This window comes from Pseudomonas sp. R2-60-08W (assembly GCF_003852335.1).
Lineage (GTDB): Bacteria > Pseudomonadota > Gammaproteobacteria > Pseudomonadales > Pseudomonadaceae > Aquipseudomonas.
On sequence record NZ_CP027731.1, the window covers coordinates 2,423,940 to 2,440,074 of the forward strand.

The 16,135-nt window shown below is 62.6% G+C and carries 10 protein-coding genes; 5 read left to right on the forward strand and 5 right to left on the reverse strand.

The window, feature by feature from the left end; all coding sequences use genetic code 11:
• Positions 1-4: 4 nt before the first annotated feature.
• Together C4J90_RS11150 and C4J90_RS11155 are read right to left on the reverse strand one after the other, a co-directional pair.
• Positions 5-910 (reverse strand): AraC family transcriptional regulator, encoded by a 906-nt coding sequence (locus C4J90_RS11150; protein WP_124362431.1) that lies wholly within the window; start codon positions 908-910, stop codon positions 5-7.
• Between the two features lie 72 nt (positions 911-982).
• On the reverse strand, positions 983-2,272 hold the full coding sequence (locus C4J90_RS11155; protein ID WP_124419768.1) for a glycosyltransferase: 1,290 nt from the start codon (positions 2,270-2,272) through the stop codon (positions 983-985).
• Positions 2,273-2,431: 159 nt separating this feature from the next.
• Here C4J90_RS11155 and tpx point away from each other — a divergent pair, with 159 nt between their 5' ends.
• The 5 genes from tpx to C4J90_RS11180 all read left to right on the forward strand — a co-directional run bounded on the left by tpx (position 2,432) and on the right by C4J90_RS11180 (position 12,199).
• Positions 2,432-2,932, forward strand: coding sequence for a thiol peroxidase (gene tpx / locus C4J90_RS11160; protein ID WP_124362433.1), 501 nt, complete (start codon positions 2,432-2,434; stop codon positions 2,930-2,932).
• A 231-nt stretch (positions 2,933-3,163) separates the two neighbouring features.
• On the forward strand, positions 3,164-4,462 hold the full coding sequence (locus tag C4J90_RS11165) for an MdtA/MuxA family multidrug efflux RND transporter periplasmic adaptor subunit (protein ID WP_124419769.1): 1,299 nt from the start codon (positions 3,164-3,166) through the stop codon (positions 4,460-4,462).
• A complete protein-coding gene (locus C4J90_RS11170; protein WP_124419770.1) occupies positions 4,459-7,560 on the forward strand; it encodes an MdtB/MuxB family multidrug efflux RND transporter permease subunit in 3,102 nt (1,033 codons plus the stop codon). Before C4J90_RS11165 ends, C4J90_RS11170 begins: the two co-directional genes overlap by 4 nt.
• Positions 7,557-10,664, forward strand: a complete 3,108-nt coding sequence (locus C4J90_RS11175; protein WP_124419771.1) for an efflux RND transporter permease subunit — start codon at positions 7,557-7,559, stop codon at positions 10,662-10,664. The genes C4J90_RS11170 and C4J90_RS11175 overlap by 4 nt, the downstream gene beginning before the upstream one ends.
• A complete protein-coding gene (locus C4J90_RS11180) occupies positions 10,661-12,199 on the forward strand; it encodes an efflux transporter outer membrane subunit (RefSeq protein ID WP_124419772.1) in 1,539 nt (512 codons plus the stop codon). The genes C4J90_RS11175 and C4J90_RS11180 overlap by 4 nt, the downstream gene beginning before the upstream one ends.
• 160 nt (positions 12,200-12,359) lie before the next feature.
• Here C4J90_RS11180 and C4J90_RS11185 read toward each other — a convergent pair whose 3' ends face one another.
• From C4J90_RS11185 to xylF, 3 genes are read right to left on the reverse strand one after another with little or no spacing between them, the layout of a single operon-like run.
• Entirely contained in the window at positions 12,360-13,496 is a 1,137-nt protein-coding gene (locus C4J90_RS11185) for a sugar ABC transporter permease (protein ID WP_124414436.1), read from the reverse strand.
• A complete protein-coding gene (xylG, locus tag C4J90_RS11190; protein WP_124419773.1) occupies positions 13,497-15,053 on the reverse strand; it encodes a D-xylose ABC transporter ATP-binding protein in 1,557 nt (518 codons plus the stop codon).
• On the reverse strand, positions 15,050-16,051 hold the full coding sequence (xylF, locus tag C4J90_RS11195; RefSeq protein WP_057721949.1) for a D-xylose ABC transporter substrate-binding protein: 1,002 nt from the start codon (positions 16,049-16,051) through the stop codon (positions 15,050-15,052). Before xylF ends, xylG begins: the two co-directional genes overlap by 4 nt.
• Positions 16,052-16,135: the final 84 nt, after the last annotated feature.

Here is a 16,135-nt window from a genome sequence, read left to right on the forward strand (position 1 = left end):
AGGCTCAGGCCTGGTTACGCTCGGTCAGCCGTTGTACGGCCAGGCGCCGATAGTGCGATGGGGTCATGCCCTTGAGCTGCTGAAAGCGCCGGTTGAAGTTGGAAATGTTATTGAAGCCCGACTCAAAGCACACATCCGTCACCGCCTTGTCGCCATCGGCCAGCAACTCGCAGGACTTGCTGATGCGCAGCCGGTTGACGAACTCGATAAACGTGCGCCCGGTAGCCTGTTTGAACACGCGGGAAAAATAGGTGGGCTTCATGCCCAGGTAGTCCGCCACTTCCTCCAACGGTAGCTCGCGGGCGTAGTGGGCAAAGATATAATCCACCGCGCGGTTGGTGCGGTCGATGCTGTGCTCATCGGCCAGCTGCGGTGTAGTGGCACCCGACAGCAGATGGTAGTCCTCGCAGGCGCTCAATACTTCCAGCAAGATAAAGAAGTGCCCCAGCCGCGCCATGCCCTGGGTGTCTTCGATGCGCTGCATCAGATCCATGGCTCGCGCGATGGTGGTTTTGCAGCGGAATTCGATGCCGTACTGGGCGCGTTCGAGCAGCGGCGCCAGGCTTCTGAGTTCGGTGAAGATCTGACTGCCGTTTTCCAGCAACTCGTCGGTAAAGTTCACCAGCATGTCGCGCTTGGGGACTGTCTCATCGGCCTCCACCTGGCTGATCCAGTTATGCGGCAAATTGGGGCCCGTCAGGAACAGGCTTTCGGGATAGAAGTTGCCGATGTAGTCGCCAATGAACACTTTTCCGGAGCTGGCGACGATCAGGTGCAGCTCGTATTCCTTATGGAAGTGCCAGCGCACCAGCGGGCAGGGAAAGCCGTGCTGGCGATAGATGATGGACAGGCCGTTATGGTCGTCCATCAACTCGTAGGAAGGGTCGGTGATGCGCGTTGCTCGGGTCATGTTGCCGTCGCTTTATTGTGGGTGCCGCGTAGGATAATGCCCCGTTGCGCGCGACCCTGCCAGCGTCGCGCGTTAAAGACTGCGGTTTTTTGCCTCGATCCATTGAGACATGTACTGCGTACTTTTATGCGCATGGTGGCGCAGCATGCTGCCGGTGAAATTATCCCGTCGATGGGCGTCCAGCTGGCTGCGACAGTGTTCCAGGCAGGCCACCAGCGCTGGGCCGTGGAAAGTTTGGTCATAGCGCCGGGCAAGCAGCTGACGGCCGTGTTCCTGGGCCTGGGTCCAGCGTTCGCCGTCTTGGTAGAGGCTCACGGCGGCAGCGGCCAGGGCCGGGGCGCTGTGCTCGATTGCCCCCGGCCAGGGCTGTTCAGCGCCCATGGCTTCGGCACCGATTGGCGTGGTGATAGTCGGCGTGCCACACAGCATCGCGTCCGCCAGTTTGCCCTTGATCCCCGCGCCAAAGCGCAGCGGCGCCAGGCAGATGCGTGCGGCCGTCATCACTTGCAGCGCATCTTCGGCCCAGTTCATCACATGAAAGCCCTGCGCCGGGTTGTGCAGGGCGGTGGCCTTGGGCGGGGTGTAGGCGCCGTAGATGTGCAACTGGGCGCCCGGTAATTGCTGGCGGATCAGCGGCCAGAGGCTGTGCTTCATCCACAACACCGCGTCCCAGTTGGGCGCGTGGCGGAAGTTGCCGATGCTGAGAAAGTGCGCGCGGTCTTCGAACGGCGCGAAGGCTGCGGTCGGCGGCTGCATCATCAAAGGGCACCAGTGGAGCAGGGCGGCGGGCACCTTGAACTGCTCGGTGAGCAGGCGGATCTCCACGTCGGAGATCATCAGGCTGATGTCGCAGCGGTAGATCGCGGCAATTTCGCGTTTGGCCAGGTCGGTGTCGGCCATCCGTTGGAATTCCTGCTCCAGGTCCGGGGCGAACAGGGCGGTAAAGTCATCACGCTCCGGATCGGCTTTGAGCGCCGCCTTGAGCCGCACATGCCGGGCGTCGCGCAGGCTTTGCAGGTCGGAGGTTTCCAGCACGCGCAGGGCGTCGGGGCAGCATTTTTCCACGCGCCAGCCGAACTGTTCTTCCATCATGAAGCGGTCGAACAGCACGATGTCCGGCGCCAGCTCACGGATGAAGTCGTCGAAGCTGCTGTTATTGAGCGCGATGGCGCATTCACGGATGCCCAGCGCCGGCAAGTCGGCCTTGTGCTCGCCGACGGTGGCCGGGCTGCTGAAGGTGATATCCCAGCCCTGAGCAAGAAAACTCTGCAGAATTTGCATCATATGCCCGCCCGCAGCCGAAGAACGCGGCTCCGGCCAGACGTAACCGATGACCAGGACTTTGGTGGCGGGATGATTCATCGGCGTTGATTTCCTTGGAGGGCAGGCGAAAAGCGCGCAATTAAACCACAACCAGATGGCATGACAATTTGTGTCTGGCGGTAGGTAGCCAACGGACTTTGTGGTTAACTTCGGCCTCTCGAATTCGTTTAACCAAAACCCAGCATAAGGATTCCGTTCATGGCTCAAGTTACCCTCAAAGGCAACCCGGTCCAGGTTGAAGGCGAACTGCCGAAAGTCGGCGCCAAAGCTGCAGATTTCACCCTGACCGCCGGCGATCTGTCCGACGCCACCCTGGCTACCTTTGCCGGCAAGCGCAAAGTGCTGAACATCTTCCCAAGCGTTGACACCCCAACCTGCGCGACTTCGGTGCGCAAGTTCAACGCCCAGGCCAACGATGTGGAAAACACCGTGGTGCTGTGCATCTCCACCGACCTGCCATTCGCCCAGGCGCGTTTCTGCGGCTCCGAAGGCCTGGAAAACGTGAAGAACCTGTCGGACTTCCGCGATTCGGATTTCGCCGTTGATTACGGTGTGGCGATTGCCGACGGCCCGCTCAAGGGCCTGACCGCTCGCGCGGTGGTGGTGCTGGACGAAAACGACACTGTGCTGCACAGCGAGTTGGTCAAGGAAATCGCTGAAGAGCCAAACTACGACGCCGCCCTGGCGGTGTTGAAGTAACTGTATCTGCGCGTGACTGTCGTTTGGCAGTAACACGTATGATGCATGATTGCGGCCTGGCCTAGTCCAGGCCGTTTTTATTTGAGCGTCAGCGGTTTAGCGAAATAGCCGGCGGACCAAGATCAGCAGTTAAAAGTTGTAAGCCCAAGGTAAATAGCCGGTAAAGGTGCTTTTCTAAACGCACCCCAGTGCTTATCTTTCAGCCTCCCAAAGAAGAAGCTCTCGCGCCCAATGGTTGATCACTCCATGCAATCCTCCCCCCGCAACTCCCGTCGCTGGCTGTTCGGCCTGCTCGTGCTGCTGGTTATCGCCGGCCTGTGCTGGAAATTCTGGCCCAACGGTGCGGCCCGTAAAGACGCGCCGGCCGGGCACACCGGCAAGACCGGTATGGCGCGCCCAGGGTTTGGCGGTGCCACCGGCCCAGTGCCGGTGCGGGTGGCGCCTGCGGCACTGGGTGATTTCCCGGTGTACTACAAGGCATTGGGCACGGTGACGGCGCTCAACACCATTAATGTGCGCAGCCGGGTGGGCGGTGAGCTGGTGAAGATCGCCTTTGAAGAAGGGCAAATGGTCAAGGCCGGCGACCTGCTGGCGGAAATCGACCCGCGCAGCTACCAGAACGCCTTGCTCCAGGCCCAAGGCACGTTGTTGCAGAACCAGGCCCAGCTGAAAAACGCCCAGGTCGACGTCGAGCGTTATCGCGGCCTGTATGCCCAGGACAGCATCGCCAAGCAAACCCTGGACACCGCCGAAGCGCTGGTGATGCAGTACCAGGGCACGGTCAAGACCAACCAGGGCGCGGTCGACGATGCCAAGCTGAACCTTGAATTCACCAAGATCCGCGCACCCATTGCCGGTCGCGTCGGCCTGCGTCAGCTCGATGTCGGCAACCTGGTGGCCGCCAACGACACTACCGCCCTCGCGGTGATCACTCAGACCCAACCAATCAGCGTGGCCTTCACCCTGCCGGAAAATACCCTGGAAACCGTGCTGGCCCGTTACCACGCCGGCAACAAACTGCCGGTGGAAGCCTGGGACCGTGGCGACGCGAAAAAGCAGGCGGTGGGCGTGCTGCAAAGCCTGGACAACCAGATCGACGTGACCACCGGCACCTTGAAATTCAAGGCGCGCTTCGATAACAAGGATCAGGCGCTGTTCCCCAATCAGTTCGTCAATGTGCATCTGCTGGCCGACACCTTGCACAACGTGGTACTGGCACCTTCCGCTGCGATCCAGTTCGGTAACAACGGCACCTTCGTCTACAAGCTCGATGGCGACAAGAAGGTCAAGGTCCAGCCGCTGGTGGTGGGCGACACCGATGGCGACAACACCGTGATCAAGCAAGGCCTCGCGGCGGGTGATCGGGTGGTCATGGAAGGCACCGACCGTCTCAAGGACGGCAGTGAAATCGAAGTGGTCAACGACAGCAGCGAAGTGCCGACCACCCCGACCGAACACCTGCAAGGCAAACCCGCGGCAAAAGGGGAGACCGGCACTGACGGCGGCAAGGCGCAAAAGGTCGGCGCATGAACCTGTCGCGCCTGTTCATCCTTCGCCCGGTCGCCACCACGCTGAGCATGCTGGCCATTGTATTGGCCGGCCTCATCGCCTATCGCCTGTTGCCGGTGTCGGCCTTGCCCCAGGTGGACTACCCGACGATTCGGGTGATGACGCTGTACCCCGGCGCCAGCCCCGACGTGATGACCAGCGCAGTCACCGCGCCGCTGGAGCGCCAGTTCGGGCAGATGCCCGGCCTGACCCAGATGGCGTCCACCAGCTCCGGCGGCGCGTCGGTGCTGACCCTGCGCTTCAACCTCGACATCAACATGGATGTCGCCGAGCAACAGGTACAGGCTGCGATCAATGCCGCCACCAACCTGCTGCCCAAGGATTTGCCGGCGCCGCCGGTGTACAACAAGGTCAACCCGGCGGATACCCCGGTACTGACGTTGGCCATCACCTCCAAGACCATGCTGCTGCCCAAGCTCAATGACCTGGTCGACACGCGCATGGCGCAAAAGATCGCGCAGATCAGCGGTGTCGGCATGGTCAGCATCGCCGGTGGCCAGCGCCAGGCCGTGCGCATCAAGGTCAACCCCGAGGCCCTGGCGGCCAACGGCTTGAACCTGTCGGACGTGCGCACCTTGATCGCCGCGTCCAACGTCAACCAGCCCAAGGGCAATTTCGACGGCCCCACGCGGGTGTCGATGCTCGATGCCAACGACCAGTTGGTCTCGCCCCAGCAATATGCCGAACTGATCCTGGCCTACAGCAACGGCGCGCCGCTGCGCCTTAAAGACGTGGCGCAAATTGTCGACGGCGCCGAAAACGAGCGCCTTGCTGCCTGGGCCAATGAAAACCAGGCCGTGCTGCTCAATATCCAGCGCCAGCCGGGCGCCAACGTGATCGAGGTGGTGGACCGTATCAAGGCGCTGCTGCCGAGTATCACCGACAACCTGCCGGCGGGCCTGGACGTGACGGTGCTCACCGATCGCACCCAGACCATCCGCGCGTCGGTGAAAGACGTGCAGCACGAATTGCTGATCGCCATTGTCCTGGTGGTACTGGTGACGTTCCTGTTCCTGCGCCGAGTCAGCGCCACGCTTATTCCATCCATCGCCGTGCCGCTGTCGCTGATCGGCACCTTTGGCGTGATGTACCTGGCGGGGTTCTCGGTCAACAACCTGACGTTGATGGCCCTGACCATTGCCACCGGGTTCGTGGTGGACGATGCCATCGTGATGCTGGAGAACATCTCCCGCTACATCGAGGAAGGCGAGACGCCCATGGCCGCCGCGCTCAAAGGCGCCAAACAGATCGGCTTCACCCTGATTTCCCTGACCCTGTCGCTGATCGCCGTGCTGATCCCGCTGCTGTTCATGGCCGATGTGGTCGGGCGCCTGTTCCGCGAGTTCGCCATTACCCTGGCCGTGGCGATCCTGATTTCCCTGGTGGTGTCCCTCACGCTCACGCCGATGATGTGCGCGCGCTTGCTCAAGCGTGAGCCGAAAGAAGAGGAGCAGGGCCGCTTTTACAAGGCCAGCGGCGCCTGGATCGATTGGCTGATCGAAGCCTACGGGCGCAAGTTGCAGTGGGTGCTCAGGCACCAGCCGCTGACCCTGCTGGTGGCCATCGCCACCCTGGGCCTTACGGTGGTGCTGTACCTGGTGGTGCCCAAGGGCTTTTTCCCGGTGCAGGATACCGGCGTGATCCAGGGCATTTCCGAGGCGCCGCAATCGATTTCCTTTGCGGCGATGAGCCAGCGCCAGCAGGAACTGGCGAAGATCATCCTGGCCGATCCGGCGGTTGAAAGCCTGTCGTCCTACATCGGCGTGGACGGTGATAACGCCACGCTCAACAGCGGCCGCTTGCTGATCAACCTCAAGGCCCACGGGCAGCGCGACTTGAGCGCGACGCAGGTGATCGCGCGCCTGCAGCCGGAAATCGACAAGCTGGTGGGCATCCGCCTGTTCATGCAGCCGGTGCAGGACCTGACCATTGAAGACCGCGTCAGCCGCACCCAGTACCAATTCAGCATGTCGTCGCCGGACGCCGAGCTGTTGGCCCTGTGGAGCGACAAACTGGTGCATGCCCTCAGCCAGTTGCCGGAACTCACCGACGTGGCCAGTGACCTGCAGGACAAAGGCCTGCAGGTGTACCTGGTGATCGACCGCGATGCCGCCTCGCGCCTGGGCGTCAGCGTCTCGACCATCACCGACGCGCTGTACGACGCCTTCGGCCAACGGCAGATTTCCACCATCTACACCCAGGCCAGCCAGTACCGCGTGGTACTGCAGGCCCAATCGGGCGAGACCCTGGGCCCGGCCGCGCTCAACCAGATCCATGTGAAGACCACCGACGGCGGCCAGGTACGGCTGTCGAGCCTGGCCCATGTGGAGCAGCGCCAGGCGCAGTTGGCGATTGCCCATATCGGCCAGTTCCCGGCGGTGATGATGTCGTTCAACCTGGCCCCCGGCGTTGCGCTGGGCAAAGGTGTGGAGCTGATCAACCAGACCCAGAAGGACATCGGCATGCCGGTCGGCGTGCAGACCCAGTTCCAGGGCGCGGCCCAGGCGTTCGAGGCCTCGCTGTCGAGCACCTTGCTGTTGATCCTGGCGGCGGTGGTCACCATGTACATCGTGCTCGGCGTGCTCTACGAGAGTTATATCCACCCGATCACCATTCTCTCGACCTTGCCCTCGGCGGCGGTGGGTGCCTTGCTCGCCTTGCTGCTCAGTGGCAATGACCTGGGCATGATCGCGATCATCGGCATCATTTTGCTGATCGGTATCGTCAAGAAGAACGCGATCATGATGATCGACTTCGCCCTCGACGCCGAGCGCAACCAGGGCCTGGACCCGCAGACCGCCATTTACCAGGCGGCGCTGCTGCGCTTCCGGCCGATCCTGATGACCACCCTGGCCGCCTTGTTCGGTGCGGTGCCGCTGATGCTGGCCAGCGGTTCCGGTGCGGAACTGCGCCAGCCACTGGGCCTGGTGATGGTCGGCGGGTTGCTGGTGAGCCAGGTGTTGACGCTGTTCACCACGCCGGTGATCTACCTGTATTTCGATCGGTTGGGACGGCGCTGGCGCAAGGAACCGCAGAGCCTGGAGCCGGTTGAATCATGAACCTGTCCGGACCGTTCATTCGCCGGCCAGTAGCCACGATGCTGCTGAGCCTGGCGATCATGTTGCTCGGCGGCGTCAGCTTCAACCTGCTACCGGTGTCGCCGTTGCCGCAGATCGACTTTCCGGTGATCGTGGTGTCGGCCAGCTTGCCCGGCGCCAGCCCCGAGGTCATGGCGTCTACCGTGGCCACGCCGCTGGAGCGCTCGTTCGGCGCGATTGCCGGCATCACCACCATGAGCAGTTCATCGAGCCAGGGCTCGACGCGGGTGATCCTCGCTTTCGATTCCGACCGCGATATCAACGGCGCGGCGCGGGAAGTGCAGGCGGCGATCAATGCGTCGCGCAACCTGCTGCCCAGCGGCATGCGCAGCATGCCCACGTACAAGAAGATCAACCCGTCCCAGGCGCCGATCATGGTGCTGTCGCTGACCTCGGACGTGCTGCAGAAGGGCCAGCTGTACGACCTGGCCTCGACCATCCTGTCCCAGAGCCTGTCCCAGGTGCCGGGGGTGGGTGAAGTGCAGATCGGCGGCAGTTCGCTGCCGGCCGTGCGCATCGAACTGGAGCCCAAGGCCCTCGACCAGTACGGCGTGGCCCTGGACGATGTGCGCAATACCATCGCCAACGCCAACCAGCGCCGGCCCAAGGGTTCCCTGGAAGACAGCGAGCGCAACTGGCAGATCCAGGCCAACGACCAGTTGGAAAAAGCCAAGGACTACGAGCCGCTGCTGATTCGCTACCAGAATGGCGCGGCGCTGCGCCTGAGCGATGTGGCGAAGATCAGCGATGGCGTCGAAGACCGTTACAACAGCGGTTTTTTCAACAATGATTCGGCGGTGCTGCTGGTGATCAACCGCCAGTCCGGCGCCAACATCATCGAGACGGTGCGGCAGATCAAGGCGCAGTTGCCGGCGTTGCAGGCGGTGTTGCCGTCCAGCGTCAAGCTCAACCTGGCCATGGACCGTTCGCCGGTCATCACCGCCACCTTGCACGAAGCCGAAATGACCCTGCTGATCGCCGTGGCCCTGGTGGTGCTGGTGGTGTACCTGTTCCTGGGCAACTTCCGCGCCTCGTTGATCCCCACCCTGGCGGTGCCGGTGTCGCTGGTGGGCACTTTTGCGGTGATGTACCTGTACGGGTTTTCGTTGAACAACTTCTCGCTGATGGCGCTGATCCTGGCCACCGGCCTGGTGGTGGACGATGCCATCGTGGTGCTGGAGAACATTTCCCGGCATATCGACGAGGGCGTGCCGCCGATGAAGGCTGCCTACCTGGGCGCCGAGGAAGTCGGCTTTACCTTGCTGTCGATGAACGTATCGCTGGTGGCGGTGTTTCTCTCCATCCTGTTCATGGGCGGGATCGTCACCAACCTGTTTCGTGAGTTTTCCATCACCTTGTCGGCGGCGATCATCGTCTCGCTGATCGTGTCGCTGACCCTGACCCCGATGCTCTGCGCGCGCTGGCTCAAGCCCCATGTCAAAGGGCACATGACCGGGTTGCAGCGCTGGAGCCACCGCATCAACGAGCGCATGGTCGCCGCCTATGCCACCAGCCTGGACTGGGTGCTGCGTCATCGACGCCTGACCCTGCTCAGCCTGCTGGTCACCGTGGGCGTGAACATCGCGCTGTACGTGGTGGTGCCGAAAACCTTCATGCCCCAGCAGGACACCGGCCAGTTGATCGGTTTTGTGCGCGGCGATGACGGGCTGTCGTTCAATGTGATGCAGCCGAAGATGGAAATTTTTCGCCAGGCCGTGCTCAAGGACCCGGCGGTGCTCAGCGTGGCCGGCTTTATCGGCGGCAACAGTGGCATCAACAATGCGGTGATGCTGGTGCGCCTCAAACCCATCGGTGAGCGCAAGGTCTCGGCCCAGGCGGTGATCGAGCGCTTGCGCAAGGAGGTACCGCTGGTGCCCGGCGGGCGCCTGTTCCTGATGGCCGACCAGGACCTGCAGTTTGGTGGCAGCCGCGACCAGACCAGCGCGCAGTACTCCTACATCCTGCAAAGCGGTGACCTGGCCGCATTGCGCCTGTGGTACCCGAAAGTGGTGGCCGCCATGCGTGAACTGCCGGAGCTGACCGCCATCGACGCCCGCGAAGGACGCGGCGCGGCCCAGGTCACGCTGATCGTCGACCGCGATCAGGCCAAGCGCCTGGGGATCGACATGGACATGGTCACCTCGGTGCTGAATAACGCCTACAGCCAGCGGCAGATTTCCACGATCTACGACAGCCTCAACCAGTATCAGGTGGTGATGGAGGTCAACCCTAAATATGCCCAGGACCCGATCACCCTTAACCAGGTGCAGGTGATCACCGCCGATGGCGCGCGCGTGCCGCTGTCGACCATTGCCCATTATGAGAACAGCCTGGCCGATGACCGCGTCAGCCATGAAGGGCAGTTCGCCTCGGAAAACATCGCGTTCGACATGGCGCCCGGCGTCACGGTGGAGCAGGGCACTGCTGCCATCGAACGCGCGATTGCCAAGGTCGGCCTGCCGGAAGATGTGATCGCCAAGATGGCCGGCACCGCCGACGCGTTCGCCGCGACCCAGAAGGGCCAGCCGTTCATGATTCTCGGTGCGTTGGTGGCGGTGTACCTGGTGCTGGGCATTCTGTATGAAAGCTATATCCACCCGCTGACGATCCTGTCGACCTTGCCGTCGGCCGGGGTCGGCGCGTTGCTGTCGATCTACCTGCTGGGCGGGGAGTTCAGCCTGATCTCACTGCTGGGATTGTTCCTGCTGATCGGGGTGGTGAAGAAAAACGCGATCCTGATGATCGACCTGGCGCTGCAGCTTGAGCGTCATGACGGCATGAGCCCGCTGGAGTCGATTCGCAGCGCCTGCCTGCTGCGCCTGCGCCCGATCCTGATGACCACCCTGGCGGCGATTCTCGGGGCCTTGCCATTGCTGCTCGGCGCCGGCGACGGCGCGGAAATGCGCCAGCCCCTGGGCCTGACCATTATCGGCGGCCTGGTGTTCAGCCAGATCCTGACCCTTTACACCACTCCGGTGGTTTACCTCTATCTTGACCGCGCGCGCCACCGCTTCAATGCCTGGCGCGGCGTGCGTACCGATGCTGCCCTGGACACTGCGCTATGACCGATTCAACCAACGCCAACCCCACTGTAGGAGCGAGCTTGCTCGCGAAAAACCTGCACGCACCGCGTTCTTCCAGGTTCGGCGCGTTATCGTTGACGATCTTCGCGAGCAAGCTCGCTCCTACAGTGGGGTTGGCGTTGCTACTGAGCGCCTGCGCCATCGGTCCTGATTACCAGCGGCCGGCCGTGGTCGAACCGGCACAATTCAAGCAAGCCCAGGGCTGGCGCCAGGCCAATCCAAGTGATTCCCTGGCCCGTGGCGCATGGTGGGAGCTGTACGGCGACCGCCAATTGAACGACCTGGTGGTGCGCCTCAACACCTCCAACCAGACCGTCGCCCAGGCCGAGGCGCGCTTTCGCCAGGCCCAGGCACTGGTGCGCAGTGCTCGCGGGGCGTTTTACCCCAGCGTCGACCTGAGCGTCGGTAAAACCCGCGCCAGCCAGGGCACCGGCAGCAGCAGCGCCAGCCTCAGCAGCTCCAGCAGTGGTATTCGCGACACCCTCAATGCGCAGTTGGGCGTGAGCTGGGAAGCCGATGTCTGGGGCAAATTGCGTCGGGGCCTGGAGGCCAACGAAGCCAGCGCCGAGGCCAGCTCGGCCGACCTGGCCGCAATGCGCCTGAGCCAACAGTCGGAGCTGGTGCAGAGCTATTTGCAGTTGCGGGTCATGGACGAACAGACACGCTTGTTGCAAGCCACGCTGGACACCTACCAGCGCTCGCTGCAAATGACCGAAAACCAATACCGCGCCGGTGTGGCCGGCAAGGACGCCATCGCCCAGGCGCAGACCCAGTTCAAAACTACCCAGGCCAGCCTGATCGACCTGATCTGGCAGCGCGCGCAGCTGGAAAACGCCATTGCGGTATTGATCGGTGAAGCACCGGCCAATTTCAGCCTGGCCGTGAGCAAAGACATCCCTGCACTGCCGCAGATTCCCGTCGGCCTGCCGTCGCACCTGTTGGAGCGTCGCCCGGATATTGCCTCGGCGGAACGCTCGGTGATTGCGGCCAACGCCAATATCGGTGTAGCCAAGGCTGCCTATTACCCCGACTTGACCTTGAGCCTGGCGGGGGGCTATTCCAGCAGCACCTATGCAGACTGGATCAGCCTGCCGAACCGCTTCTGGTCGGTGGGCCCGAAGCTGGCCATGACCCTGTTCGACGGCGGCCAGCGCTCGGCGGAAGTCGACCGCAGCGTGGCCAGTTACGACGAGACCGTGGCCAAGTACCGTCAGACCGTGCTGGATGGGTTCCGCGAAGTGGAAAACTACATGGTGCAGCTCAAGGTGCTGGCGGACGAAGCGGTAGTCAGCAACGAAGCGCTGGAGGCTGCCCGCGAGTCGTTGCGGTTGACCGAAAACCAGTACAAAGCGGGGCTGATTGCTTATCTGGACGTGGTCACCGTGCAGGCGACGGCCTTGAGCAACGAGCGCACGGTATTGACCTTGCTGCAGTCGCGGCTGATGGCGAGCGTGCAATTGATTGCGGCGCTGGGTGGCGGATGGGACGGCAACACTGCTCTGGTCGAGAAGGATTGACCGCAGACACCGATCGTTTCCACGCTCCCGCGTTGGAACGATCATCCCCGTGGAAAAATGAGGACAATGTGGGAGGGGGCTTGCCCCCGATAGCGGTGTATCAGCTGAATGAATATCGACTGGCAATCCGCCATCGGGGGCAAGCCCCCTCCCACAGGGTTTACCGCCGACCTGCCCGCGTACTCACATCCACCCACACCGCCAGCACTAGGATGCTGCCCTTCACGATCATCTGCCAGTAACTGTCCACATCCAGCATCGACATGCCGTTATCCAAACTGGTAATCACCAACGCCCCGAGCAAGGCGCCATACACCGTGCCCGACCCGCCGCGCATCGAGGTGCCGCCGATAAAGCACGCTGCGATGGCGTCCAGCTCGCCCATATTGCCCGCCGACGGTGAGCCGGCGGCCAGGCGGGCGGTGTTGACCAGGCCGGCGAGGGCGCACATCACGCCCATGATGCCGAAGATCCACAATTTCACCGCCTGCACGTTGATGCCGGACAGCCGCGTGGCTTCCATATTGCTGCCCACCGCATACACGCGGCGGCCGAAGACGGTCTGGCTGGTGACGTAGCTGAACACGCCGAGCAGCACCAGCAGCAGCAACACCGGCACCGGGATGCCGTCGTAGCTGTTGAGGGTGGTGACAAACCCGGCCAGCACCGCGCCGATCAGCACCACGCGCAGCACGTCGCGCACCAGAGAGTGCGCGGCCAGGCCATGCAGGGCGCGGTTGCGCCGTTGTTTCCAGGTGAGGAACAGCGTCAGCGCGAACAGCACTGCGCCCAGCCCGATGCCCACGGTGTGCGGCAGGTAGCCTTGGCCGACGTACACCAGCGACGGCGACACCGGTGCGATGGTGGTGCCGCCGGTGATGCCCAGTAAGATCCCGCGAAACGCCAGCATCCCGCCCAGGCCGACAATGAACGAGGGGATGCGCAGGTAGGCGGTCATGTAGCCGTTAGCCAGGCCGATCATCAGGCCGCACAACGCCACCAGGCTCAGATTGGCCAGCAGCGGGATGTGGTACACCACATCCAGGATCGCCGCCAGCCCACCCAGCAAACCGAGCAACGAACCCACCGACAAATCGATTTCGCCGCTGATGATCACCAGCACCATGCCGCACGCCAGGATCCCGGTGATCGACATCTGCCGCAGCAGGTTGGACAGGTTGCGCGGCGTAAGGAAGCCGCCGTCGGTCTGCCAGCTGAAAAACAACCAGATGAACGCCACGGCGATCACCAGGGCGAGCATTTTGTAGCGGGTGAAAAGGTGTTTGACCTGATTCATCTACGCGGTCTTCCGATCATTGTTATTTTGGCTGAGCGCAGCGGCGAGCACCTGTTCCTGGGTGAGCCCCTGATTGATGAAATCACCCCGCAACTGGCCGTCGCCGATCACCAGCACGCGGTTGGACACGCCGAGCACTTCGGCGAGCTCCGACGACACCATGATGATCGACACCCCCTCGGCCGCCAGCGCGCCCATCAGTTTGTAGATCTCATACTTGGCCCCCACATCTACCCCGCGCGTGGGCTCATCGAGGATCAGCACCTTGGGCTTGGCCATCAGCATTTTCGCCAGCACGGCTTTTTGCTGATTGCCACCGGACAGGCTGGTGATCGGCAGAAACGGGCTGGCTGTCTTGAGGTGCATGCGGGCGATCTGCTGATCGATGCTGCCCAGTTCGGCCTCGGCGTCGATGCGGGTCAGGTGGGCGTAGGTGTCGAGCACCGCCAGGGTAATGTTCTGGCCCACGCCCAGGTCGGGAATGATGCCCTGGCGCTTGCGGTCCTCGGGCACCATGCACAGCCCTGCGCGAATCGACTTGAGCGGCGTGCGCGTGTCGATCACCTGGCCCTCCAGCCATACCTCGGCGCTGTAGCGGCCGGGGTAGGCGCCGAACAGCGCCGACACCAGTTCCGTACGCCCGGCGCCCACCAGCCCGGCGATGCCGAGGATTTCGCCGCGCTTAAGCACAAACGAAATATCGTCGACGCGTTTGCGCCTGGGGTTGTCGACGTCGTAGCAGGTGACGTTGCGTGCTTCGAACACCACCTCGCCCACCTCGTGGGGTTCGGTGGGGTAGAGGTTGCTCATCTCGCGGCCGACCATCTGCGTGATGATCCGTGGGATGTCCATGTCGGCCATGGCGGTGGTCGCGATGTGCTTGCCATCGCGAATCACCGCAATGGTGTCGCACACGGCGGCCACTTCATCGAGCTTGTGCGAGATATACACACAGGCCACGCCCTTGGCCTTGAGGTCACGGATAATGTCGAGCAGCACCTCGATTTCCGAGCGGGTCAGGGCCGAAGAGGGCTCGTCCAGGATCAGCAGGCGCGCCTGTTTGTTGAGGGCCTTGGCGATCTCCACCAGTTGCTGGTAGCCGCCGCCGTACTGCGACACCGGCAGCGCGACGTTCATGTCCGGCACCTTGAGTTCGCGCATCAACGCCTCGGCGCGGTGCAGCATCGCCGGGTAATTCATACGCCCACCGGGCAGGGTCAGCTCGTGGCCCATGAAGATGTTCTCGGCCACCGACAGGTCGGGCACCAGGGTCAGTTCCTGGTGGATGATGACGATGCCGGCGGCCTCGGTTTCGCTGATCGACTGGGCTTTGAGCGGTTGCCCGTCCCAGAGGATTTCGCCCTCCCAGGTGCCATACGGGTACACCGCCGACAGCACCTTCATCAAGGTGGATTTGCCGGCGCCGTTTTCGCCACACAGGCCGACGCATTCCCCCGGCTGTACCTTGATGTCGATGCCGTCGAGGGCGTTGACACCGCCAAAGCTTTTGACGATGCCGTTCATTTGCAGCAAGTAATCGGCGGCCATAGCGGTCATTGCCCGGCGATCTGCTCTTTGGTGTAGAACCCGTCCTTCTCCAGCACGTCGATATTGGCCTTGGTCAGCGGCGTCGGCGTGAGCAGGATGGTGTCGACCTGCTTGCTGCCATTGTCGTATTGCGAGCTGTAGGTGGGCTTTTCATTGCGCGCCAGCTGCACCGACAATTTGGCCGCCTCGGTGGCGATCAACTTGAGCGGCTTGTAGACGGTCATGGTCTGGGTACCGTCGATCACACGCTTGATCGCCGCCAGGTCAGCGTCCTGCCCGGAAATCGGCACCTTGCCTGCCAGCTTCTGCGCGGCCAGGGCCTGGATCGCACCGCCGGCGGTGGCGTCGTTGGAGGCGACGATGGCGTCGATTTTGTTGTTATTGCGGGTCAGGGCGTTCTCGACAATGCTCAGCGCCTCGGTGGGGTTCCATTCCTTGACCCACTGCTGGCCGACAATCTTGATATCGCCCTTGTCGATGGCCGGCTGCAGCACTTTCATCTGGCCTTCGCGCAGCACCTTGGCGTTGTTGTCGGTGGGCGCGCCGCCGAGCAGGAAATAATTACCCTTGGGCGCCGCTTGCAGCACGCCGCTGGCCTGCATTTCGCCGACTTTTTCGTTATCGAAGGAGATGTAGGCGTCGATGTCCGCGTTGAGGATCAGGCGGTCGTAAGACACGACTTTGATCCCGGCCTTCTTGGCTTCGGCGACCGCGTTGGTCAACACCGTGGCATTGAACGGCACGATAACGATCACGTCGACGCCACGGGAGATGAGGTTTTCGATCTGCGAGATCTGCTTCTGCTCATTGGCATCGGCCGATTGCACGAACACCTTGGCATCGAGCTTTTCCGCCGCTGCGACGAAGTAATCGCGGTCTCGGGACCAGCGTTCCAGGCGCAGGTCGTCGATGGAAAAACCGATTTTCGGGTGCGCCGAATCGGCCATCACCGGCAGGGCGAGCAGGGCCAGGGCGGTGGCGAGCAGGGTACGTTTGAATGACTTCATGGTGGTGCGTCCTTTTATTGTTGTTGGAAAGACACTGTGGCGAGGGAGCTTGCTCCCGCTGGGCTGCGAAGCAGCCCCAAAACC